This window comes from Spiroplasma endosymbiont of Zeiraphera isertana (genome assembly GCF_964030805.1).
GTDB lineage: Bacteria > Bacillota_I > Bacilli_A > Mycoplasmatales > VBWQ01 > Spiroplasma_E.
Genome location: NZ_OZ034965.1, coordinates 345,844 through 369,229, shown reverse-complemented (window position 1 = coordinate 369,229; position 23,386 = coordinate 345,844). Strand labels below are relative to the sequence as shown.

The window sequence follows — 23,386 nt, the reverse complement described above, 5'->3', positions numbered from 1 at the left end:
CAATTGAGGTGATAGTAATGATATCATTTACAACAAGTGTAAAAGATGAAATCTGTCAAAAAAGTTTTAAAAATTGTTGTCAGAAATCTTTGCTATCAGCATATTCGCTTATTAATGGTAAGATTACAAATTCAGATAAAATAAATAATGAGATTATTATTCATAGTTTTCATAACAAAACCACTAGGTTAATATATAAATTTTTAAAAAATCAATATAAAGACGTAAAATTGATAGTTATGGTGGATGTTTTAAATAAATTTGAGCGTCCAAAGGTGTATAATATTCGTATTAATAATAAAATTGATTTTATTATTAATGATTTAATGCTTCAAGATAAATATCTTTTTATTGAGAAAGAAGCTATGCACCAGCATATAATAAAAGAGCATTGTATAAGAGCGTATATCGCAGGAATCTTCCTTGTACTTGGCAGTATCAATTCTCCTTCAACACCTAACTACCATTTGGAATTACAATTTCATAATGATATGTTGGCTAAAAAAATTAAAAATATTTTATTACAAATTTTTAAATTAAACTTTAAAACAATAAAACGTCGTAATAAAACGGTGCTTTATCTAAAAAAATCTAATGTAATTTCTGACTTTTTAAAAATAATTGATTGTCCACAAGCAGTTTTCGCTTTTGAAGATAAACGCATTTCACGAGAATTATTTAATAATATTAATCGTTTTAATAATATTGATATTTCTAATCAACAAAAAATTTTAAATGCTGGAGACCAGCAAGTTATAATGATTTCTGTTTTAAAGGATAAAAAACTTTTCAAAGCGTTGTCATTAAAAGCTCAAATTATTTCAAATTTAAGATTAAAAAATCCTGAAGCATCACTTTCAGAATTGGGTGAACTTTACTATCAAGAAACTGGTTTTGTCATTACTAAGTCTGGGGTTAATCATTTAATTCGTGAAATTAAGAAAAAGTATCAAGAAACATTGTAAGTTAATAATAAAAAGTATAAGAGGAGGCCATACAATGAAAAAGAAAGAAATTTTAAGCAAAGGTCGTCAAGATTTATTGAATGCTTTTGGAAAACGAATGAAAACTTTACGTAATCAAAAAGGTAGAAAATTTTCACAAGAGAAACTTGGAGAAGCAAGCGGTCTACATCGTAATTATATTTCTGATGCTGAAAGAGGAACAAGAAATGTATCTTTAGTTGCAATCTTAAAAATAATTAATGGGTTGGATTCATCTATTAGTGAGTTTTTTGCTGTAGGGTTTGATAATATTGATACTTCAAATTTATATGACACATTTAGTGTTGAATAAAATCAATTTAATACACTTTTAGTAGTACTTTATAAATAAGTACTACTTTTTTATTATTTTATTTTTTATTAAAAATAAATTTGAGAAAAGTATTAGTACTTTTTATAAAATTAATTGATATTCACTAGTAATTTTTTATCTTAATGAAGATTATGAAAATTATTCACCTTATATTAGGAATAATTAATCATTAAAATGTTATAATTTAATTATTGATTATCATTAAGGAGTTATTATGACAATAGAAAATACAGAATTTGAAATTGAAAATGTTACTACTAATGTTGATAATGCTAAAAAAGAGCCTTATCAATTAAGTAGTATTATTTCACCTATATTTGGTCTTAATCATCAAAAAATAACTACGATTCCAATTAATATTAAAAAAGCCGATAGTAGTTCTAGCGCTATTGAGCAATATGTTGATAAAAAAAACTAAAGAAAATATTTTTCGTGAAAAAGAAGTAGCGTATAATAATTCTAGTAATCTTGATACGGACTTCTCCCCACATGTACTTGTGGAGGAAACAATGAAATTGAATGAGTTCAACAATATATTTCAAACAGAAAAAGATTGTTTGAAATATATAGCAAGTTTGAAGGAAAACAAATGTATGAGGTGTTCTTGAACAAATTTGAATACTTCTGATTTAAGAAGAATAAGATGTTTGAAATGTCATCAAACATTTAGTATTCTTCATGACACCATTTTTTACAAGTCACAAACACCTTTGACATCTTGGTTTTATCTCATCTTTAGATGAATAAACACCAAACATGGAATTCCATCAACTGATGTTGCAAAAGAATTGGGAGTAACTTTGAAAACTGCTTGAAGAATGGGTCATAAAATCCGAAGTGCAATTGCAAAACAAGAACCTCAATTCATTGTTGAGGGCATAGTGCAAATGGATGAAATGTATCTTTCACATATGGGTTTTAAAAAACAAGGAAGATCCTTAAAAAATAAAACTTTGATTGTTGGGATTTATGAAAAAACAAACAATAATTTAATTGTGAAAGTGTTGAAAAATGCAAATCAAAAAAATCTTTTGCAATTTGCAAGAAACCACATTTCTTCAAAGTGTGATGTACATACTGATTCTTGAAAAGGATATCGCCATTTTAAATCAGTTTTCACTAAGCATGAAACAGTTAACCATCAAGATGGCTATGTTTCAAAAACTGGTGTAAACATAAACCAGATTGAATCGGCATGAAAGCACATCAGACGAACATTTAAAACACATATCAAAGTTGAAAAACATCATGTTCATTTATACGCAAAAGAATCGGCATATAAATTCAACAATATACCTAGTTTTGAAACTGTAATGTTATGTTTGATTTAAAAATGTGGGGAGAAGTCCGTAGATAGGCTTTTCTCAGCATTTATGTGATAAAATTTAAAAATAGTACATAAAGGGAGAAAAGCCTTAAAAAAAATAGAGAACAACAACAAATATATGATAGTTTACCATCGCGCTATCTAGAATTTCGCGATAAAATATTTAAAGAAACTACATCTATTAATTACAATAATGCAAGTAATAATAACTATACAGTTATTACAAATATTGATTTGTTAGTTGATGATATTTTAGATGAAAATAAATAGGAGATGCTATGAATAATATAATAAAATCCAATATTATTGACGAATTAAAATGACGTAATATCTTAAAAGATATTAGTAGCATAGATAAAGTAATTAATGCAGGAAAATTAGGAAAAGGAATATATTGTGGTTTTGATCCAAGTAATGATTCATTACATTTAGGTAATTTACTACAAATTATTTTATTGCATCGTTTTGCTATATTTGGTTTTCAACCAATTGCTGTTATTGGCGGTACAACAGCAATGATTGGTGATCCAAGTGGTAAAAATAAAGAACGTAATTTATTAGATGAAAATGTGTTACAAACTAATGTTAGAAAAATAAAAGAGCAGTTAGTGACATTATTAAGTTATGAAAATATTGATAATTTAACATCATTCGAATTAATTAAAACATGTAATTTATTAAATGATAAAGAATATGAAACATTAGAGATGATTATTAAAAGTATTAATCCAAATAATCAATATCAACAAACTTTAAGTAGTATTTTAAAAACATTGCCCTTACCTTGAGAAGAATTAGGATTATCAGCATCATTACTAAAAACTTTATATGAAATTTGTAATTTTGATCAAAAGTGAATTACTATGAAAAGTGATTTAAATAATCTTTCCTTTAAACAATTGTTAAATTATTGTGATAGTTATGTAGAAACTTGAATTACATTTTTAAAATTACCATTAGGAACATTAAACAATAAAATTAAGCCAATTAAAATTATTAATAATCAAACATGATTAGGTCCACTAACAATTACAACTTTTTTGCGTGATATTGGTAAGCATTTTAATGTTAATCAAATGTTAGGCAAAGAAATGATTGCTAATCGTTTAAATTCTGGAATTTCTTATACTGAATTTTCTTATATGGTATTACAAGCGTATGATTTTTATCATTTATATGAAAAAGAGCAATGTTATATTCAATCTGGTGGTAGTGATCAATGAGGAAATATTACTTCCGGTTTAGATTTAATTAGAAAACAAAAAGGTGATGAACATTATGCTGCTGGTATTACTATTAATTTATTAACTAAATCTAATGGTGAAAAATTTGGTAAAAGCGAAAAAGGTGCTATATTTTTAAATAGTGAAAAAACTTCACCTTATGAGTTATATCAATTTTTATTTAATCAAGAAGATAAAGATTTGCCTATTTTTTTTAATTCTTTAACTGTATTTAGTGAAGAACAGATAGCAAAAATTTTAGTAATTCATAACAGTGATGTTAAGCAACATTATGGACAAAAGATTTTAGCAGCTTTATTAACAGTATTTATTCATAAATTAAATGGATATTTTAGTGCTATTAATATTACTAATGCTTTTTTCCACGATCGGATTCATCAAATGAAATCATCTGAGATTTTACAGGTTTTAAAAAATGTACCACATTTTAATCTTAATCATAATGAACAAATAATTGATTTTTTAGTTAATAATCAAATTTGTAATTCAAAAAGAATAGCAAGAGAACTAATTATGCAAGGCTCAATTGTTGTTAATGGTGAAAAAATTACTAATATAAATTTTCTTATTAGTAAAAAAAATGCAATTAATAATCAAGTAACAGTTATTAAAAAAGGTAAGCGTCATTATTTTATAGTTGTTCATAAATAAGGAAGGGTATTTAAATATGATATTTATTAATGTTTCTCCATTATTATGGGATATTATTATTTTTGCTATTATTATTTTTGGTATTGTTACTGGTTTTTTTATTGGGGGAAGAGCGTTAACATTTATTAGCGCTGGTAATTTACTTGGTATTGGTTTAATGTTGGCATTTAAACCAATGTTAATAAATTCTTTTAAAAATATGGTATCACCATGGTTTAGTGATCTTAGCGGTAGTTTTGCTTCATTTAAGAATTTATTAACTGATAATATTGGATTTTTGATATATGCTATTGTTTGAATTATTGGTATTAATATTTTATTTTGAATAATCTATATTATTTTATATTTTGTACTTTTTAATAAAAATAAAATTGAACACAAAGCAATAAATGCTACAGCGGGAATTTTAATTAATTTTATTAGAATGAGTATTTTAGGTAGTATCATAATAATTATGATGGGTACTAGTGTTTTCGGTAATAAAATATTAAGTTATGGTGTTATTAAAAATGAAATACCAACAACTTCTGTTACTTATAAAATATTTAGCAGTATTGATAATAATCTTCCTTTTTTAAATGTTAATGTAACAGACATTAACACCGTTATTGATTTATATCAAAATAGTGAAACATTAAAACAGAGTATAAATGAATTAAAAAATAATACAACTTATGAGGAATGTTACAGTACTGTTGAAAAGTTAAAAATGATAGGTATATTAAGAGTAGATGAAACTGATAAAATTGCTAATGCTCTAAAAGAAATGGAATCAACAGGTGATATCAATGCTAATAAAGAAATAATTATAGAACTCTCGCAACAACACGGAGTTGATAATTTTTTAGATGTTAATTATATGGTATTAGTTTTTAATGCTTATGCTAATATACTTAATTTATATTCGGAAGTAGTACAAGTATTTGATAATAATTTAAAAGATATGCCAAGAATAGATACTACACTTACAAAAAATATGGGTCGTTATAATCTTTTAAAGCCTAAAATTTCTGCTTTTACTAATTCAATTAAAGATGTAATAGTAAGAGAACATATTATTCAAAATTTAAAAAATATTTATAATCCGTTTTAATAAAAATAAAAAAATATTTTTGGCTTTTATCCCTTTATGTACTATTTTTAAATTTTATCACATAAATGGATATAAAAGCCTACCTAGGAAATTATCCCCGCATGTATTTAAATCAAACACAAAATTACAGTTTCAAAACTAGGTATGTTATTGAATTTATATGCTGATTCTTTTGCATATAAATGAATATTGTGCTTTGAAACTCTTATGTGTGTTCGGAAAGTTCGTCGGATGTGCTTTCATGCTGATTCAATCTGGTTTGTGTTTACACCTGTTGGTGACACATACCCAACTTCATGATTTACGATTTCATGTTTGGGATAGAAGTTTTTGAAACTTACATATCCCTTCCAAGAATCCGTAAATAGACAGCACTCAGTAAAAATGTGTTTCAATGCAAATCTTAAAAGGTTTTTTTCATCTGCATTTTTCAGCACCTTCACAATTAGTTTGTGGCTGGTTTTCTCATAAACTCCAACAATCAAAGTTTTATTAAACAAGGATCTTCCTTGTTTTTTAAAACCTAAATGTGAAAGATACATTTCATCCATCTGTGCTGTGCCATCAACAATGAAACCTGCATCTTGATTTCCAATTCTAGTCCTGATTTCATGACACATTCTTCAAGCTGTTTTATAGGTCACACCCAATTCCCTTGCAACATCGGTTGCTGGTATGCCATGCTTTGTGTTTATTCATCTAAAGAGGAGATAAAACCAAGATGTCATTTGGGTCTGTGACTTATAAAAAATGGTTCCATAAAGAATACTAAATGTTTGGTTACAGTTCAAACATCGTATTCTTCTCAAATCAGAAGTATTCAAACTAGAAGAAGCACACCTGATGCATTTCATTATTTTCAACTTCGCTATATATTTCAAACAATCGTTTTCAGTTTGAAATATGCTATTGAATTCATTTCAATTCATTTTTTCCTCCACACTAGTACATGTGGGGATAATTTCCATATTTTTTTCTATTTCAATATTTTTACCTGAGTTGTAAATATAAATGGGACAGTTTTTTAAAATAATTGTATTAAATCTATTGGTCTTTTATAAGAGAGCGATTTTCGGGTGTAGAATTAATTTGAAATGCTATAAAATTTAAATCTTTTTGTTTATATGAAGATAGATCTTTTAATTTTCACAAAAAATCTTGATATTACTTTTAATTTTAAATTAAAAGTAATATTTTTATATCAGGGGTGATTTTTTGTGACTAATAACGAATTAATTGATGTTTTAAAAAACAAAAAAGATGAAGAATGTATAAAAATTATTAGACATTTTAAAAATAGAATTAAACAAATTGAGAAAAAAGAAAAATTAGATGCAATTGATAAAAAATTTAAAGAAAAAGGAATTCAATGTCCAAATTGTAAATCTTATTGATGTGTAAAAAATGGTTTTAAGAATAATAAGCAAAAATATTTATGCAAAGATTGTAAAAGTAGCTTTGATGCTTTAAGAAATCATTTTTTACATTGAAGTCATTTATCTCATGAACAATGAGATTGAATAATTTGATTGTCATTGTTAGGTCAATCTGCTTATACTATTTCTCAATTTGCTAAAATTTCAAAAACATCAGCACGATTTAATCGTCAAAAATTTATGAAATCATCACAATTAGCAAAAACACAAAAACCATTCACAAAATTAAAAGGTAGAATTGAAATTGATGAAACTTTTATCAAAGAAATTCATAAAGGAAATTTCAAAAATCCAGATGATCCAAGAAAAAAATGAATTGAAGAAAATGCTAAAGATTTAAACTGTTGTATTGAAATGGCAATTGATGAAAATAAAAATATTTATGCTCAAACAACAAATACTAAAAGATTAACAAAAAAATGAGTACAAGAAAATTTAACATCTAAGCTTATCGAAGAAAAATCAATTATAGTTTGTGATATGCAAATACTATATGATACAGTAGCTAAACAAACACAATGTACTCTCAAGAAATTTAAATCAAAAGAAAATAAAGAATTAAATTATAAAAATTTAAGTAATATCAGTAAAATACAATCAAGTTTAAAAGAATTTATTACTCATTATCATGGCATTGGATTTACCAATATTCAAAATTACCTCAATTTATGAAAATTTAAATACCAACATTATAAAATATCACCTTATGCAAAATCTGAAGCATTATATTTCGGTTTGTAAAAAAAATAAATCCCAAAATTAAATAAAATCAAATTTTAGGCCAGGTTGATGATTTTTTTTTATTTCATCAAGAGTTTTTTTGAAAATTAAAAGAACTTTTATGATCTTTGCCAATGATAGTATCACCTTCTAAATGACCAAATTCTTGTATATTTTTAATATTAGGAATGATTAAATTTCTTTCATGAATAGACTTACAATTATTAATTTTGCCCCTAGTTTCTTTTTGTTTGTGAGATTTATTTTTGCCTTTTCTCAATCAGTTATTTTCATCAAAACCCATTCGATTTGTTTTAAACATGTTATATAAAGTTTTTGTTGAAATACTTTTTATTTTATTTTCCTTTAAAAAGTTAGCAATTATATCAAGAGCATACTTTTTAGTAATTAACAAATGATTAATACTATTAATTTCTGTTAAAGTTAAAATTATTAATTTTCTGCCTGCATTTTGTTTATTTTTTTGCAATTGATTCAATATTTTTAATGGCAATAAGTTTTTATTTAATAATCTACAAACTCTATGTACAGTTGATTTACTATAATCAACAATTTTTGCTATTTTACGAATCGAAAATCCATAATTTTTATATTCTTTTATTGCTATTATTGATTCAATACTCAGATACTTATACATTGCGCTAATTCCTTTCTTTTCTTAATTATAGAACTAACACAATTTCATTTTTATATAAGTGTCCTTTTTAATTTTACAATTAAAGTTTTAAAAAAAATATGATATTATTACTTAGTAATTTAATAAATGTTCTTTCCTAATATAGATATTTTCTATATTAGGATTTTTATTAAGTTAATTTTAATAAGCAAAGGAAGATAAAGAATATGTTAGATGATTTATTAAGAAAAACATTAGAAAACACACCTAAAGAATATAAGAAAAATATTTTAATTTTCAAAAAAACTCTTGATGAAATAAAAAAAATCATCAACCTGGCCTAAAATTTGATTTTATTTAATTTTGGGATTTATTTTTTTTACAAACTGAAATATAATGATTCAGATTTTGCATAAGGTGATATTTTATAATGTTGGTATTTAAATTTTCGTAAATTGAGGTAATTTTGAATATTGGTAAATCCAATGCCATGATAATGAGTAATCAATTCTTTTAAACTTGATTGTATTTTACTGATATTACTTAAATTTTTATAATTTAATTCTTTATTTTCTTTTGATTTAAATTTCTTGAGAGTACATTTTGTTTGTTTAGCTACTGTATCATATAGTATTTGCATATCAGAAACTATAATTGATTTTTCTTCGATAAGCTTAGATGTTAAATTTTCTTGTACTCATTTTTTTGTTAATCTTTTGGTATTTGTTGTTTGAGCATAAATATTTTTATTTTCATCAATTGCCATTTCAATACAACAGTTTAAATCTTTAGCATTTTCTTCAATTCATTTTTTTCTTGGATCATCTGGATTTTTGAAATTTCCTTTATGAATTTCTTTGATAAAAGTTTCATCAATTTCAATTCTACCTTTTAATTTTGTGAATGGTTTTTGTGTTTTTGCTAATTGTGATGATTTCATAAATTTTTGACGATTAAATCATGCTGATGTTTTTGAAATTTTAGCAAATTGAGAAATAGTATAAGCAGATTGACCTAACAATGACAATCAAATTATTCAATCTCATTGTTCATGAGATAAATGACTTCAATGTAAAAAATGATTTCTTAAAGCATCAAAGCTACTTTTACAATCTTTGCATAAATATTTTTCGGACTTCTCCCCACATGTACTTGTGGAGGAAACAATGAAATTGAATGAGTTCAACAATATATTTCAAACAGAAAAAGATTGTTTGAAATATATAGCAAGTTTGAAGGAAAACAAATGTATGAGGTGTTCTTGAACAAATTTGAATACTTCTGATTTAAGAAGAATAAGATGTTTGAAATGTCATCAAACATTTAGTATTCTTCATGACACCATTTTTTACAAGTCACAAACACCTTTGACATCTTGGTTTTATCTCATCTTTAGATGAATAAACACCAAACATGGAATTCCATCAACTGATGTTGCAAAAGAATTGGGAGTAACTTTGAAAACTGCTTGAAGAATGGGTCATAAAATCCGAAGTGCAATTGCAAAACAAGAACCTCAATTCATTGTTGAGGGCATAGTGCAAATGGATGAAATGTATCTTTCACATATGGGTTTTAAAAAACAAGGAAGATCCTTAAAAAATAAAACTTTGATTGTTGGGATTTATGAAAAAACAACCAATAATTTAATTGTGAAAGTGTTGAAAAATGCAAATCAAAAAAATCTTTTGCAATTTGCAAGAAACCACATTTCTTCAAAGTGTGATGTACATACTGATTCTTGAAAAGGATATCGCCATTTTAAATCAGTTTTCACTAAGCATGAAACAGTTAACCATCAAGATGGTTATGTTTCAAAAACTGGTGTAAACATAAACCAGATTGAATCGGCATGAAAGCACATCAGACGAACATTTAAAACACATATCAAAGTTGAAAAACATCATGTTCATTTATACGCAAAAGAATCGGCATATAAATTCAACAATATACCTAGTTTTGAAACTGTAATGTTATGTTTGATTTAAAAATGTGGGGAGAAGTCCGTAGATAGGCTTTTCTCAGCATTTATGTGATAAAATTTAAAAATAGTACATAAAGGGAGAAAAGCCATATTTTTTTAATTTTCAAAAAAACTCTTGATGAAATAAAAAAAATCATCAACCTGGCCTAAAATTTTATTTTATTTAATTTTGGGATTTATTTTTTTTACAAACTGAAATATAATGCTTCAGATTTTGCATAAGGTGATATTTTATAATGTTGGTATTTAAATTTTCATAAATTGAGGTAATTTTGAATATTGGTAAATCCAATGCCATGATAATGAGTAATAAATTCTTTTAAACTTGATTGTATTTTACTGATATTACTTAAATTTTTATAATTTAATTCTTTATTTTCTTTTGATTTAAATTTCTTGAGAGTACATTTTGTTTGTTTAGCTACTGTATCATATAGTATTTGCATATCACAAACTATAATTGATTTTTCTTCAATAAGCTTAGATTTTAAATTTTCTTGTACTCATTTTTTTGTTAATCTTTTAGTATTTGTTGTTTGAGCATAAATATTTTTATTTTCATCAATTGCCATTTCAATACAACAGTTTAAATCTTTAGCATTTTCTTCAATTCATTTTTTTCTTGGATCATCTGTATTTTTGAAATTTCCTTTATGAATTTCTTTGATAAAAGTTTCATCAATTTCAATTCTACCTTTTAATTTTGTGAATGGTTTTTGTTTTTTTGCTAATTGTGATGATTTCATAAATTTTTGACGATTAAATCATGCTGATGTTTTTGAAATTTTAGCAAATTGAGAAATAGTATAAGCAGATTGACCTAACAATGACAATCAAATTATTCAATCTCATTGTTCATGAGATAAATGACTTCAATGTAAAAAATGATTTCTTAAAGCATCAAAGCTACTTTTACAATCTTTGCATAAATATTTTTGCTTATTATTCTTAAAACCATTTTTTACACATCAATAAGATTTACAATTTGGACATTGAATTCCTTTTTCTTTAAATTTTTTATCAATTGCATCTAATTTTTCTTTTTTCTCAATTTGTTTAATTCTATTTTTAAAATGTCTAATAATTTTTATAAATTCTTCATCTTTTTTGTTTTTTAAAACATCAATTAATTCATTATTAGTCACAAAAAATCACCCCTGATATAAAAATATTACTTTTAATTTAAAATTAAAAGTAATATCAAGATTTTTTGTGAAAATTAAAAGAAAAATATGATTGATAATTTCAGAATAAATATAGGTAAATTAATTAATAATATTAATGACTATATAGAAGTTGAAGAGAAAATTTATAATTCAGAAAGTAAAGCAGGATATTCTTTTAATTTTCAAAAAAAACTCTTGATGAAATAAAAAAAAATCATCAACCTGGCCTAAAATTTGATTTTATTTAATTTTGGGATTTATTTTTTTTACAAACCGAAATATAATGCTTCGGATTTTGCATAAGGTGATATTTTATAATGTTGGTATTTAAATTTTCATAAATTAGACTTGGTGCAAAACTAAGGTAATTCAAAATTATATATTCCTGCTATTAAGGTAATGTTTAGTAATCTGTGTAACTTACAAAAATAACTATGTTTAATTAATTCTAGTAAATATAATTAAATGACTAGAAAGAGTGAGTTACAAATGGTTAAAAAACAAAACATTAATAATAATGATCCAATATCACAAGCAGTAGATTTATTACTAGAAAATACTGAAGATTTAACAACAGTTTTTAAAGAAGGAGGTTTATATAAAGAATTAACAAAAAGATTAGTGGAAAAAATGTTGAATTCTGAAATGCAAAATTATTTAGGATATGAAAAAAATCAACATAGTAATAGTGAAAATGCTCGTAATGGCATAACTTCAAAAAAATTAATAACTCAAGAAGGTAAAATTGAAATTGATGTACCACGAGATCGTAATAGTAATTTTACTCCTGTAATAGTGCCAAAAAGACAAAGAAGATTTGATGGTTTTGATCAACAAGTTCTTTCACTATATGCAAAAGGTATGACAGTATCTGACATTAGAATGCAGTTGCAAGAGTTATATCATGATGCAGATATTAGTGAAATTACTGATGATGTGATAGATGATGTTAAAGCATGGCAAAATCGGCCATTAGAAAGTATTTATCCGATTGTTTATTTTGATTGTATAGTAGTTAAAGTACGACAAGATAAACGGATTATTAACAAATCAGTTTATATAGCACTAGGAGTTGATTTAGAAGGTAAAAAAGATGTTTTAGGTTTATGAATTAGCGAAAATGAAGGTTCTAAATTTTGATTATCTAATTTTACAGAAATGAAAAATCGAGGCTTAAATGATATTCTTATTGCTTGTAGTGATAATTTAACAGGCATGTCAGAAGCAATACAATCAGTTTATCCTAAAACCGAACATCAATTATGCATAGTTCATCAAATTAGAAATAGTTTAAAATGTGTTTCATACAAACATCGAAAATCTCTAGTTACAGATTTAAAACCAATTTATAGTGCATGTAGTGCAGAACAAGCAATGCAAGCTTTAGAATCGTTTGAAAATAAATGAAATAAATAATATCCTCAAATTACTAAATCTTGATATAAACATTGAGATAATTTAATGGTTTTTATTAGTTATCCACCAGAAATTAAAAGAGTAATTTATACTACAAATGCTATTGAATCTGTTAATAGTCAATTACGAAAAGTTATTAGAAATAAAAAAGTTTTTCCTAACGATATGGCAGTTTTCAAAATATTTTACTTAGCAATTGAAAATATAACAAAAAAATGAACAATGCCTATTCAAAATTGAAATACAGCAATTGCTCATTTTATGATAAAATTTGAAGACAGAATTAATCTAAACTAGTACCTTGTAAAACAAAGATACACAGATTACATAAAAGCCTCGCTATTAAATTAAATCTTAATGCAAATCTTCGTATTTTATTGCGATATTTTAAACTTAAAATTTTAAAACGTTTTAATTTAGCAAATACGTGTTCAATTTTAATTCTAATTTTACTTAAAGTTTTATTGTATTCTTTTTGAATTGGTGTTAATTGATTGTATTTACTTTTTTTAAATGGCAAAAATGTATTTTTATGAATATTTTGTATACCTTGATAACCTGAATCAACAAAAACTTGTTTTTCTGGATGAATAAAAGTTTTGGATTTTAGAAGCAATTTAAAATCATGAATGCTTCCAAAACAAAAAGCAGTTGAAATAATTTTTCCATTGGAAATATCAATAATTATTTGGGATTTGAGAGAATGATGTTTCTTTTTACCTGAAAAAAGTAATTTTAGTTTTTTTAATTCTTTCAATTGGAGTTTCAGTAGCATCAATAGCTAACAAATTATTATTAGTACCTTTATTTTTTGTTAAATCTTTTTTTCCAGGTAAATTAAAAATTCCGCTTTTTATTAAAATATTTTCAATTCAAAAAATATTACGAATGCAACTAGTATGACTAATATTATATCTTTTTGCAATAACTCTATAACTACTATAGTCTTTTCAATATTCTAAAGTCATTAATAAACGCTCTTCAATTACAATTTTATTTTTTCTACCACCATAATATTTTTGTTTAGACTCAGCAATTTTTAAAATTTCAAGCATTTTATAAAATGTTTGTGGCTTTATGCCGACTAAACTATAAAATTCTTGATCATATTTATATTTTTTCAACATAATAACTATCCACCTTTAATATTAATAATAATCGTTAAATTGTTAAAATTAAAGGTTTTGCACCAAGTCTATTGAGGTAATTTTGAATATTGGTAAATCCAATGCCATGATAATGAGTAATAAATTCTTTTAAACTTGATTGTATTTTACTGATATTACTTAAATTTTTATAATTTAATTCTTTATTTTCTTTTGATTTAAATTTCTTGAGAGTACATTTTGTTTGTTTAGCTACTTTATCATATAGTATTTGCATATCACAAACTATAATTGATTTTTCTTCGATAAGCTTAGATGTTAAATTTTATTGTACTCATTTTTTTGTTAATCTTTTAGTATTTGTTGTTTGAGCATAAATATTTTTATTTTCATCAATTGCCATTTCAATACAACAGTTTAAATCTTTAGCATTTTCTTCAATTCATTTTTTTCTTGGATCATCTGGATTTTTGAAATTTCCTTTATGAATTTCTTTGATAAAAGTTTCATCAATTTCAATTCTACCTTTTAATTTTGTGAATGGTTTTTGTGTTTTTGCTAATTGTGATGATTTCATAAATTTTTGACGATTAAATCATGCTGATGTTTTTGAAATTTTAGCAAATTGAGAAACAATATAAGCAGATGGACCTAACAATGACAATCAAATTATTCAATCTCATTGTTCACGAGATAAATGACTTCAATGTAAAAAATGATTTCTTAAAGCATCAAAGCTACTTTTACAATCTTTGCATAAATATTTTTGCTTATTATTCTTAAAACCATTTTTTACACATCAATAAGATTTACAATTTGGACATTGAATTCCTTTTTCTTTAAATTTTTTATCAATTGCATCTAATTTTTCTTTTTTCTCAATTTGTTTAATTCTATTTTTAAAATGTCTAATAATTTTTATAAATTCTTCATCTTTTTTGTTTTTTAAAACATCAATTAATTCATTATTAGTCACAAAAAATCACCCCTGATATAAAAATCTTACTTTTAATTTAAAATTAAAAGTAATATCAAGATTTTTTGTGAAAATTAAAAGGATATTCTGTTTCCTATACTACTTTTTATATGTCACTTCAACATCGAATTAATATCCAACTATTAAAAGAAAAAGAAATAGTAAATGCTCTTAATAATGTTGATGAATTAGAAAAGTTTAAAAAATTAGAAGAAATATATAAAGAATTAGTTACTAGAAAAGAAGAAATTGAAGCACCAAATTCAAGATGAAAAAAACGCTAATAAATATAAAGAACCTAATAATCCTGACTTGCAAACAAGAATTAATCAAATTTTAGAAAATTGTCCAAATGCAAAAGAAGAAAGTATCAACGAAAATATTAATATTATCATTAATTATTTAAAAGTTGAAGAGAAAATTTATAATGCAGAAAAAAATTTTAATTTTCAAAAAAACTCTTGATGAAATAAAAAAAATCATCAACCTGGCCTAAAATTTTATTTTATTTAATTTTGGGATTTATTTTTTTTACAAACTGAAATATAATGCTTCAGATTTTGCATAAGGTGATATTTTATAATGTTGGTATTTAAATTTTCATAAATTGAGGTAATTTTGAATATTGGTAAATCCAATGCCATGATAATGAGTAATAAATTCTTTTAAACTTGATTGTATTTTACTGATATTACTTAAATTTTTATAATTTAATTCTTTATTTTCTTTTGATTTAAATTTCTTGAGAGTACATTTTGTTTGTTTAGCTACTTTATCATATAGTATTTGCATATCACAAACTATAATTGATTTTTCTTCGATAAGCTTAGATGTTAAATTTTATTGTACTCATTTTTTTGTTAATCTTTTAGTATTTGTTGTTTGAGCATAAATATTTTTATTTTCATCAATTGCCATTTCAATACAACAGTTTAAATCTTTAGCATTTTCTTCAATTCATTTTTTTCTTGGATCATCTGGATTTTTGAAATTTCCTTTATGAATTTCTTTGATAAAAGTTTCATCAATTTCAATTCTACCTTTTAATTTTGTGAATGGTTTTTGTGTTTTTGCTAATTGTGATGATTTCATAAATTTTTGACGATTAAATCATGCTGATGTTTTTGAAATTTTAGCAAATTGAGAAACAATATAAGCAGATGGACCTAACAATGACAATCAAATTATTCAATCTCATTGTTCACGAGATAAATGACTTCAATGTAAAAAATGATTTCTTAAAGCATCAAAGCTACTTTTACAATCTTTGCATAAATATTTTTGCTTATTATTCTTAAAACCATTTTTTACACATCAATAAGATTTACAATTTGGACATTGAATTCCTTTTTCTTTAAATTTTTTATCAATTGCATCTAATTTTTCTTTTTTCTCAATTTGTTTAATTCTATTTTTAAAATGTCTAATAATTTTTATAAATTCTTCATCTTTTTTGTTTTTTAAAACATCAATTAATTCATTATTAGTCACAAAAAATCACCCCTGATATAAAAATCTTACTTTTAATTTAAAATTAAAAGTAATATCAAGATTTTTTGTGAAAATTAAAAGGATATTCTGTTTCCTATACTACTTTTTATATGTCACTTCAACATCGAATTAATATCCAACTATTAAAAGAAAAAGAAATAGTAAATGCTCTTAATAATGTTGATGAATTAGAAAAGTTTAAAAAATTAGAAGAAATATATAAAGAATTAGTTACTAGAAAAGAAGAAATTGAAGCACCAAATTCAAGATGAAAAAAACGCTAATAAATATAAAGAACCTAATAATCCTGACTTGCAAACAAGAATTAATCAAATTTTAGAAAATTGTCCAAATGCAAAAGAAGAAAGTATCAACGAAAATATTAATATTATCATTAATTATTTAAAAGTTGAAGAGAAAATTTATAATGCAGAAAAAAATTTTAATTTTCAAAAAAACTCTTGATGAAATAAAAAAAATCATCAACCTGGCCTAAAATTTTATTTTATTTAATTTTGGGATTTATTTTTTTTACAAACTGAAATATAATGCTTCAGATTTTGCATAAGGTGATATTTTATAATGTTGGTATTTAAATTTTCATAAATTGAGGTAATTTTGAATATTGGTAAATCCAATGCCATGATAATGAGTAATAAATTCTTTTAAACTTGATTGTATTTTACTGATATTACTTAAATTTTTATAATTTAATTCTTTATTTTCTTTTGATTTAAATTTCTTGAGAGTACATTTTGTTTGTTTAGCTACTGTATCATATAGTATTTGCATATCACAAACTATAATTGATTTTTCTTCAATAAGCTTAGATTTTAAATTTTCTTGTACTCATTTTTTTGTTAATCTTTTAGTATTTGTTGTTTGAGCATAAATATTTTTATTTTCATCAATTGCCATTTCAATACAACAGTTTAAATCTTTAGCATTTTCTTCAATTCATTTTTTTCTTGGATCATCTGTATTTTTGAAATTTCCTTTATGAATTTCTTTGATAAAAGTTTCATCAATTTCAATTATACCTTTTAATTTTGTGAATGGTTTTTGTTTTTTTGCTAATTGTGATGATTTCATAAATTTTTGACGATTAAATCATGCTGATGTTTTTGAAATTTTAGCAAATTGAGAAATAGTATAAGCAGATTGACCTAACAATGACAATCAAATTATTCAATCTCATTGTTCATGAGATAAATGACTTCAATGTAAAAAATGATTTCTTAAAGCATCAAAGCTACTTTTACAATCTTTGCATAAATATTTTTGCTTATTATTCTTAAAACCATTTTTTACACATCAATAAGATTTACAATTTGGACATTGAATTCCTTTTTCTTTAAATTTTTTATCAATTGCATCTAATTTTTCTTTTTTCTCAATTTGTTTAATTCTATTTTTAAAATGTCTAATAATTTTTATAAATTCTTCATCTTTTTTGTTTCTTTAATTGTAAAATTAAAAAGGACACTTATATAAAAATTAAATTGTGTTAGTTCTATAATTAAGAAAAGAAAGGAATTAGCGCAATGTATAAGTATCTGAGTATTGAATCAATAATAGCAATAAAAGAATATAAAAATTATGGATTTTCGATTCGTAAAATAGCAAAAATTGTTGATTATAGTAAATCAACCGTACATAGAGTTTGTAGATTATTAAATAAAAACTTATTGCCATTAGAAATATTGAATCAATTTCAAAAAAATAAACAAAATGCAGGCAGAAAATTAATAATTTTAACTTTAACAGAAATTAATAGTATTAATCATTTGTTAATTACTAAAAAGTATGCTCTTGATATAATTGCTAACTTTTTAAAGGAAAATAAAATAAAAAGTATTTCGACAAAAACTTTATATAACATGTTTAAAACAAATCGAATGGGTTTTGATGAAAATAACTTATTGAGAAAAGGCAAAAATAAATCTCACAAACAAAAAGAAACTAGGGGCAAAATTAATAATTGTAAGTCTATTCATGAAAGAAATTTAATCATTCCTAATATTAAAAATATACAAGAATTTGGTCATTTAGAAGGTGATACTATCATTGGCAAAGATCATAAAAGTTCTATTATTACTTTGGCTGATATATGATCAAAAACCACAATTCCTTTAGTAACTAAAAATCATAAATCAGAAAATATTACGAAAAGTATAATAAAATTTATTTCAAAGTTACAAAAAGGAACAGTTAAAACCATTACTTTTGATCGTGGTAAAGAATTTAGTAAATGAAGATTAATCGAAAAAATTTGTAATGTCAAAATTTATTTTGCAGATCCTGGTAAACCTTGCCAAAGGGGTTTAAATGAAAATAATAATGGTATTTTAAGAAGATATTTACCAAAATCTACAGATCTATCTTCATATAAAAAAATATTTAAATTTTATAGCATTTCAAATTAATTCTACACCCAGAAAATCGCTCTCTTATAAAAGACCAATAGATTTAATACAATTATTTTAAAAAACTGTCCCATTTATATTTACAACTCAGGTTATTAAAAAAAAATTATTAATTGTTGACCTTTTGTTATGTTGTTAAAATTAAATGTGTTTGGAATTATTTTCCTCCCTATTTTTTGTTTTTTATTAAATTTAATATTAATATAATAATTTCATTATTGTTATTTCAAATATTTAAAACAAAAAATACCAACTTGATCTGAAAATCAAGGTGGTATGTTATAACCTTTTAAAATTAAATAATATTAAAAGAAATTAACTTTTAATATTTAGGATTATACATATTTTTAAAAAAAATACAATTAAAAACTATTTCAATATCTTTAATATTTAATTTAATTACTAATTTTAGTATAATTAGTTTTTTTAATTTATTTATATTAATGCTATTACAATTAAATAGCAGTAAATGATCTCACTAATTCAGAAGTAGATAAACTAGTATCTAAGCATATACCACTATCGATAATATCTTGTTTAGAAAATGCTTTTTGACTATTGGAAATAGATACAGTTTCTTCTTTATTTAAACAGCTATTTTCTGAAGTCATTATTTTACTTTCATTTTCAATATCTTCTTCATCAGTATCTTCTCAGTTATCAACAAGAAAATAACGTGGAGGAAGTTCATCTAATATTTCATGTATACTATTTAAATCTTCTGCCTTTTTAAGTAACTTAGCAATTTCAATAACTTTAGTAGTTTCATCATTTATATTCATTTTTTCATTATACTTGGTGCAAAACTAAGGTAATTCAAAATTATATATTCCTGCTATTAAATTAAATCTTAATGCAAATCTTCGTATTTTATTGCGATATTTTAAACTTAAAATTTTAAAACGTTTTAGTTTAGCAAATACGTGTTCCATTTTAATTCTAATTTTACTTAAAGTTTTATTGTATTCTTTTTGAATTGGTGTTAATTGATTGTATTTACTTTTTTTAAATGGCAAAAATGTATTTTTATGAATATTTTGTATACCTTGATAACCTGAATCAACAAAAACTTGTTTTTCTGGATGAATAAAAGTTTTAGATTTTAGAAGCAATTTAAAATCATGAATGCTTCCAAAACAAAAAGCAGTTGAAATAATTTTTCCATTGGAAATATCAATAATTATTTGGGATTTGAGAGAATGATGTTTCTTTTTACCTGAAAAAAGTAATTTTAGTTTTTTTTAATTCTTTCAATTGGAGTTTCAGTAGCATCAATAGCTAACAAATTATTATTAGTACCTTTATTTTTTGTTAAATCTTTTTTTCCAGGTAAATTAAAAATTCCGCTTTTTATTAAAATATTTTCAATTCAAAAAATATTACGAATGCAACTAGTATGACTAATATTATATCTTTTTGCAATAACTCTATAACTACTATAGTCTTTTCAATATTCTAAAGTCATTAATAAACGCTCTTCAATTACAATTTTATTTTTTCTACCACCATAATATTTTTGTTTAGACTCAGCAATTTTTAAAATTTCAAGCATTAGACTTGGTGCAAAACTAAGGTAATTCAAAATTATATATTCCTGCTATTAAATTAAATCTTAATGCAAATCTTCGTATTTTATTGCGATATTTTAAACTTAAAATTTTAAAACGTTTTAGTTTAGCAAATACGTGTTCAATTTTAATTCTAATTTTACTTAAAGTTTTATTGTATTCTTTTTGAATTGGTGTTAATTGATTGTATTTACTTTTTTTAAATGGCAAAAATGTATTTTTATGAATATTTTGTATACCTTGATAACCTGAATCAACAAAAACTTGTTTTTCTGGATGAATAAAAGTTTTAGATTTTAGAAGCAATTTAAAATCATGAATGCTTCCAAAACAAAAAGCAGTTGAAATGATTTTTCCATTGGAAATATCAATAATTATTTGGGATTTGAGAGAATGATGTTTCTTTTTAACTGAAAAAAGTAATTTTAGTTTTTTTTAATTCTTTCAATTGGAGTTTCAGTAGCATCAATAGCTAACAAATTATTATTAGTACCTTTATTTTTTGTTAAATCTTTTTTTCCAGGTAAATTAAAAATTCCGCTTTTTATTAAAATATTTTCAATTCAAAAAATATTACGAATGCAACTAGTATGACTAATATTATATCTTTTTGCAATAACTCTATAACTACTATAGTCTTTTCAATATTCTAAAGTCATTAATAAACGCTCTTCAATTACAATTTTATTTTTTCTACCACCATAATATTTTTGTTTAGACTCAGCAATTTTTAAAATTTCAAGCATTTTATAAAATGTTTGTGGCTTTATGCCGACTAAACTATAAAATTCTTGATCATCTTTATATTTTTTCAACATAATAACTATCACCTTTAATATTAATAATAATCGTTAAATTGTTAAAATTAAAGGTTTTGCACCAAGTCTATTTTATAAAATGTTTGTGGCTTTATGCCGACTAAACTATAAAATTCTTGATCATCTTTATATTTTTTCAACATAATAACTATCACCTTTAATATTAATAATAATCGTTAAATTGTTAAAATTAAAGGTTTTGCACCAAGTCTATTAAACAAATCAGTTAAATCCAATACATTGTCTTCAGAAATTTGTTTTAATTTTCAAAAAAACTCTTGATGAAATAAAAAAAATCATCAACCTGGCCTAAAATTTTATTTTATTTAATTTTGGGATTTATTTTTTTTACAAACTGAAATATAATGCTTCAGATTTTGCATAAGGTGATATTTTATAATGTTGGTATTTAAATTTTCATAAATTGAGGTAATTTTGAATATTGGTAAATCCAATGCCATGATAATGAGTAATAAATTCTTTTAAACTTGATTGTATTTTACTGATATTACTTAAATTTTTATAATTTAATTCTTTATTTTCTTTTGATTTAAATTTCTTGAGAGTACATTTTGTTTGTTTAGCTACTGTATCATATAGTATTTGCATATCACAAACTATAATTGATTTTTCTTCGATAAGCTTAGATGTTAAATTTTCTTGTACTCATTTTTTTGTTAATCTTTTAGTATTTGTTGTTTGAGCATAAATATTTTTATTTTCATCAATTGCCATTTCAATACAACAGTTTAAATCTTTAGCATTTTCTTCAATTCATTTTTTTCTTGGATCATCTGTATTTTTGAAATTTCCTTTATGAATTTCTTTGATAAAAGTTTCATCAATTTCAATTCTACCTTTTAATTTTGTGAATGGTTTTTGTTTTTTTGCTAATTGTGATGATTTCATAAATTTTTGACGATTAAATCATGCTGATGTTTTTGAAATTTTAGCAAATTGAGAAATAGTATAAGCAGATTGACCTAACAATGACAATCAAATTATTCAATCTCATTGTTCATGAGATAAATGACTTCAATGTAAAAAATGATTTCTTAAAGCATCAAAGCTACTTTTAAAATCTTTGCATAAATATTTTTGCTTATTATTCTTAAAACCATTTTTTACACATCAATAAGATTTACAATTTGGACATTGAATTCCTTTTTCTTTAAATTTTTTATCAATTGCATCTAATTTTTCTTTTTTCTCAATTTGTTTAATTCTATTTTTAAAATGTCTAATAATTTTTATAAATTCTTCATCTTTTTTGTTTTTTAAAACACCAATTAATTCATTATTAGTCACAAAAAATCACCCCCGATATAAAAATATTACTTTTAATTTTAAATTAAAAGTAATATCAAGAGTTTTTTTGAAAATTAAAAGAAATTTGTTCTTTTTCTAATCAATTATTAATTTTTTGATTAAATAATTTAGTTAAAATTACTGCATCTTCCTCAGAAATATTAAACTTTTTTAATCAATCATTATTTTTTTCATTAAATAACTCGGTTAAAATTGCTACATCTTCTTCAAAACTTTTTCTTTTTTTAAAAAAACAATTAATCATTTTTACTCAATCAATTTCATCTTTATATTTTCTAAAAATAATACGTTTAAATAACGTATTCTTATCTTTTTCTGGCATATTTAATTTTCCTTTCAATGTTAAAATAAATTATTTTAAATAACATTATAACATCAAATATAATGATAAAAACTTTTACAATAGTATATAATTATAAATAAGTAAGGCTTAAAAATAAATATAACTTTTAGGAGGAAAATATGGAAAAGAAACTTTTAACTTATCCTCATGATATATCAAAAAAGTTATTAATCATACTAGGTATAAGTAAAATTGCAATTGGTTTGTCTATCTTATTTGTTTTTATTACAAACTTAATTATCTATACTAATTCAGGATTAATATTTCCTTTTAGAGAAATATCATAAAATAAATTTACAAGATAAAAAATGAGTATAAATGTTTTAAAACATTTATAC

General features: G+C 23.3%; 29 protein-coding genes and 4 pseudogenes. 14 read left to right on the top strand and 19 right to left on the bottom strand.

All coding sequences use genetic code 4. The features are described from left to right. Positions 1 to 17: 17 nt before the first annotated feature. The 6 genes from whiA to AAHM78_RS02510 all read left to right on the top strand — a co-directional run bounded on the left by whiA (position 18) and on the right by AAHM78_RS02510 (position 5,632). A complete protein-coding gene (gene whiA / locus AAHM78_RS02535; protein WP_342254266.1) occupies positions 18 to 965 on the top strand; it encodes a DNA-binding protein WhiA in 948 nt (315 codons plus the stop codon). 34 nt (positions 966 to 999) lie between these two features. After that, positions 1,000 to 1,296: a helix-turn-helix domain-containing protein gene (locus AAHM78_RS02530; RefSeq protein WP_252319896.1), complete on the top strand. Its 297-nt coding sequence runs from the start codon at positions 1,000 to 1,002 to the stop codon at positions 1,294 to 1,296. Between the two features lie 235 nt (positions 1,297 to 1,531). Further along, positions 1,532 to 1,735: a hypothetical protein gene (locus AAHM78_RS02525; RefSeq protein WP_342254265.1), complete on the top strand. Its 204-nt coding sequence runs from the start codon at positions 1,532 to 1,534 to the stop codon at positions 1,733 to 1,735. After that, on the top strand, positions 1,716 to 2,648 hold the full coding sequence (locus AAHM78_RS02520; RefSeq protein ID WP_342254264.1) for an IS1595 family transposase: 933 nt from the start codon (positions 1,716 to 1,718) through the stop codon (positions 2,646 to 2,648). Before AAHM78_RS02525 ends, AAHM78_RS02520 begins: the two co-directional genes overlap by 20 nt. Before the next feature lie 274 nt (positions 2,649 to 2,922). Beyond that, positions 2,923 to 4,539, top strand: coding sequence for a tyrosine--tRNA ligase (gene tyrS / locus AAHM78_RS02515; RefSeq protein WP_342254263.1), 1,617 nt, complete (start codon positions 2,923 to 2,925; stop codon positions 4,537 to 4,539). 16 nt (positions 4,540 to 4,555) lie between these two features. After that, the gene (locus tag AAHM78_RS02510) at positions 4,556 to 5,632 is read left to right on the top strand and encodes a hypothetical protein (RefSeq protein WP_342254262.1); all 1,077 of its coding nucleotides are present in this window, start codon (positions 4,556 to 4,558) and stop codon (positions 5,630 to 5,632) included. Between the two features lie 107 nt (positions 5,633 to 5,739). Here the strand turns inward: AAHM78_RS02510 and AAHM78_RS02505 are convergent, their stop codons facing one another. Further along, on the bottom strand, positions 5,740 to 6,456 hold the full coding sequence (locus AAHM78_RS02505) for an IS1595 family transposase (RefSeq protein ID WP_342254261.1): 717 nt from the start codon (positions 6,454 to 6,456) through the stop codon (positions 5,740 to 5,742). Between the two features lie 200 nt (positions 6,457 to 6,656). Further along, positions 6,657 to 6,787, bottom strand: a pseudogene (locus tag AAHM78_RS16630) (IS30 family transposase); the annotation flags it as partial. A 62-nt stretch (positions 6,788 to 6,849) separates the two neighbouring features. Between AAHM78_RS16630 and AAHM78_RS02500 the strand changes: the two are divergent. Next, the gene (locus AAHM78_RS02500) at positions 6,850 to 7,809 is read left to right on the top strand and encodes an IS1/IS1595 family N-terminal zinc-binding domain-containing protein (RefSeq protein WP_342254260.1); all 960 of its coding nucleotides are present in this window, start codon (positions 6,850 to 6,852) and stop codon (positions 7,807 to 7,809) included. Between the two features lie 67 nt (positions 7,810 to 7,876). Here AAHM78_RS02500 and AAHM78_RS02495 read toward each other — a convergent pair. Beyond that, positions 7,877 to 8,446: pseudogene (locus tag AAHM78_RS02495) on the bottom strand (transposase); the annotation flags it as partial. 358 nt (positions 8,447 to 8,804) lie between these two features. Further along, positions 8,805 to 9,614: an IS1595 family transposase gene (locus AAHM78_RS02490; protein ID WP_342254258.1), complete on the bottom strand. Its 810-nt coding sequence runs from the start codon at positions 9,612 to 9,614 to the stop codon at positions 8,805 to 8,807. Between AAHM78_RS02490 and AAHM78_RS02485 the strand changes: the two genes are divergently transcribed. Continuing rightward, positions 9,592 to 10,413: an IS1595 family transposase gene (locus AAHM78_RS02485; protein WP_342252843.1), complete on the top strand. Its 822-nt coding sequence runs from the start codon at positions 9,592 to 9,594 to the stop codon at positions 10,411 to 10,413. The genes AAHM78_RS02490 and AAHM78_RS02485 overlap by 23 nt on opposite strands. A gap of 181 nt (positions 10,414 to 10,594) precedes the next feature. Here AAHM78_RS02485 and AAHM78_RS02480 read toward each other — a convergent pair whose 3' ends face one another. Beyond that, positions 10,595 to 11,554 carry an IS1595 family transposase gene (locus AAHM78_RS02480; protein WP_342254257.1) on the bottom strand — a complete coding sequence of 320 codons (960 nt, stop codon included), beginning with the start codon at positions 11,552 to 11,554 and terminating at the stop codon, positions 10,595 to 10,597. A gap of 510 nt (positions 11,555 to 12,064) precedes the next feature. Here AAHM78_RS02480 and AAHM78_RS02475 point away from each other — a divergent pair. After that, a pseudogene (locus AAHM78_RS02475) lies at positions 12,065 to 13,288 on the top strand (IS256 family transposase). Here the strand turns inward: AAHM78_RS02475 and AAHM78_RS02470 are convergent. The 4 genes from AAHM78_RS02470 to AAHM78_RS02455 are packed head-to-tail and all read right to left on the bottom strand — an operon-like array spanning position 13,275 to position 15,073. Then, complete coding sequence (locus AAHM78_RS02470) at positions 13,275 to 13,766, bottom strand: transposase family protein (protein ID WP_342254994.1); 492 nt, start codon at positions 13,764 to 13,766, stop codon at positions 13,275 to 13,277. The pseudogene AAHM78_RS02475 and the gene AAHM78_RS02470 sit on opposite strands and share 14 nt — an antisense overlap. Further along, positions 13,708 to 14,118 carry a transposase family protein gene (locus AAHM78_RS02465; RefSeq protein ID WP_342254256.1) on the bottom strand — a complete coding sequence of 137 codons (411 nt, stop codon included), beginning with the start codon at positions 14,116 to 14,118 and terminating at the stop codon, positions 13,708 to 13,710. Before AAHM78_RS02465 ends, AAHM78_RS02470 begins: the two co-directional genes overlap by 59 nt. A 34-nt stretch (positions 14,119 to 14,152) precedes the next feature. Continuing rightward, positions 14,153 to 14,374 (bottom strand): hypothetical protein, encoded by a 222-nt coding sequence (locus AAHM78_RS02460; RefSeq protein WP_342254255.1) that lies wholly within the window; start codon positions 14,372 to 14,374, stop codon positions 14,153 to 14,155. 48 nt (positions 14,375 to 14,422) lie between these two features. Beyond that, positions 14,423 to 15,073 (bottom strand): IS1/IS1595 family N-terminal zinc-binding domain-containing protein, encoded by a 651-nt coding sequence (locus AAHM78_RS02455; RefSeq protein WP_342254254.1) that lies wholly within the window; start codon positions 15,071 to 15,073, stop codon positions 14,423 to 14,425. 65 nt (positions 15,074 to 15,138) lie between these two features. Between AAHM78_RS02455 and AAHM78_RS02450 the strand changes: the two genes are divergently transcribed. Next, the gene (locus tag AAHM78_RS02450; RefSeq protein ID WP_342254253.1) at positions 15,139 to 15,357 is read left to right on the top strand and encodes a hypothetical protein; all 219 of its coding nucleotides are present in this window, start codon (positions 15,139 to 15,141) and stop codon (positions 15,355 to 15,357) included. Further along, a complete protein-coding gene (locus AAHM78_RS02445; RefSeq protein ID WP_342254252.1) occupies positions 15,323 to 15,586 on the top strand; it encodes a hypothetical protein in 264 nt (87 codons plus the stop codon). The genes AAHM78_RS02450 and AAHM78_RS02445 overlap by 35 nt, the downstream gene beginning before the upstream one ends. Positions 15,587 to 15,604: 18 nt before the next feature. On the opposite strand, the gene AAHM78_RS02440 is transcribed toward AAHM78_RS02445, so the two are convergent. Both AAHM78_RS02440 and AAHM78_RS02435 read right to left on the bottom strand, forming a co-directional pair. Further along, a complete protein-coding gene (locus AAHM78_RS02440; protein WP_342253872.1) occupies positions 15,605 to 15,865 on the bottom strand; it encodes a hypothetical protein in 261 nt (86 codons plus the stop codon). Between the two features lie 48 nt (positions 15,866 to 15,913). Beyond that, positions 15,914 to 16,564 (bottom strand): IS1/IS1595 family N-terminal zinc-binding domain-containing protein, encoded by a 651-nt coding sequence (locus AAHM78_RS02435; protein ID WP_342254254.1) that lies wholly within the window; start codon positions 16,562 to 16,564, stop codon positions 15,914 to 15,916. Between the two features lie 65 nt (positions 16,565 to 16,629). Between AAHM78_RS02435 and AAHM78_RS02430 the strand changes: the two genes are divergently transcribed. Together AAHM78_RS02430 and AAHM78_RS02425 are read left to right on the top strand one after the other, a co-directional pair. Continuing rightward, positions 16,630 to 16,848, top strand: coding sequence for a hypothetical protein (locus AAHM78_RS02430; RefSeq protein ID WP_342254253.1), 219 nt, complete (start codon positions 16,630 to 16,632; stop codon positions 16,846 to 16,848). Then, positions 16,814 to 17,077, top strand: coding sequence for a hypothetical protein (locus AAHM78_RS02425; protein WP_342254252.1), 264 nt, complete (start codon positions 16,814 to 16,816; stop codon positions 17,075 to 17,077). The genes AAHM78_RS02430 and AAHM78_RS02425 overlap by 35 nt, the downstream gene beginning before the upstream one ends. An 18-nt stretch (positions 17,078 to 17,095) precedes the next feature. On the opposite strand, the gene AAHM78_RS02420 is transcribed toward AAHM78_RS02425, so the two are convergent. Beyond that, entirely contained in the window at positions 17,096 to 17,737 is a 642-nt protein-coding gene (locus AAHM78_RS02420; protein ID WP_342254251.1) for a transposase, read from the bottom strand. A 371-nt stretch (positions 17,738 to 18,108) separates the two neighbouring features. On the opposite strand from AAHM78_RS02420, the pseudogene AAHM78_RS02415 reads away from it, so the two are divergent. Continuing rightward, a pseudogene (locus AAHM78_RS02415) lies at positions 18,109 to 19,051 on the top strand (IS30 family transposase). 394 nt (positions 19,052 to 19,445) lie between these two features. Here AAHM78_RS02415 and AAHM78_RS02410 read toward each other — a convergent pair. The 7 genes from AAHM78_RS02410 to AAHM78_RS02380 form a co-directional block, all read right to left on the bottom strand. Further along, positions 19,446 to 19,772, bottom strand: a complete 327-nt coding sequence (locus AAHM78_RS02410) for a hypothetical protein (protein ID WP_342254250.1) — start codon at positions 19,770 to 19,772, stop codon at positions 19,446 to 19,448. Between the two features lie 24 nt (positions 19,773 to 19,796). After that, positions 19,797 to 20,162 (bottom strand): transposase family protein, encoded by a 366-nt coding sequence (locus tag AAHM78_RS02405; protein ID WP_342254993.1) that lies wholly within the window; start codon positions 20,160 to 20,162, stop codon positions 19,797 to 19,799. Positions 20,163 to 20,221: 59 nt separating this feature from the next. Then, entirely contained in the window at positions 20,222 to 20,572 is a 351-nt protein-coding gene (locus tag AAHM78_RS02400) for a transposase family protein (RefSeq protein WP_342254249.1), read from the bottom strand. After that, entirely contained in the window at positions 20,559 to 20,924 is a 366-nt protein-coding gene (locus tag AAHM78_RS02395) for a transposase family protein (protein WP_342254958.1), read from the bottom strand. Before AAHM78_RS02395 ends, AAHM78_RS02400 begins: the two co-directional genes overlap by 14 nt. A 59-nt stretch (positions 20,925 to 20,983) precedes the next feature. Continuing rightward, positions 20,984 to 21,376 carry a transposase family protein gene (locus tag AAHM78_RS02390; RefSeq protein ID WP_342252835.1) on the bottom strand — a complete coding sequence of 131 codons (393 nt, stop codon included), beginning with the start codon at positions 21,374 to 21,376 and terminating at the stop codon, positions 20,984 to 20,986. Between the two features lie 348 nt (positions 21,377 to 21,724). Beyond that, entirely contained in the window at positions 21,725 to 22,684 is a 960-nt protein-coding gene (locus AAHM78_RS02385) for an IS1595 family transposase (RefSeq protein WP_342254248.1), read from the bottom strand. Between the two features lie 43 nt (positions 22,685 to 22,727). Next, positions 22,728 to 23,027, bottom strand: a complete 300-nt coding sequence (locus AAHM78_RS02380; RefSeq protein ID WP_342254247.1) for a hypothetical protein — start codon at positions 23,025 to 23,027, stop codon at positions 22,728 to 22,730. Positions 23,028 to 23,386: the final 359 nt, after the last annotated feature.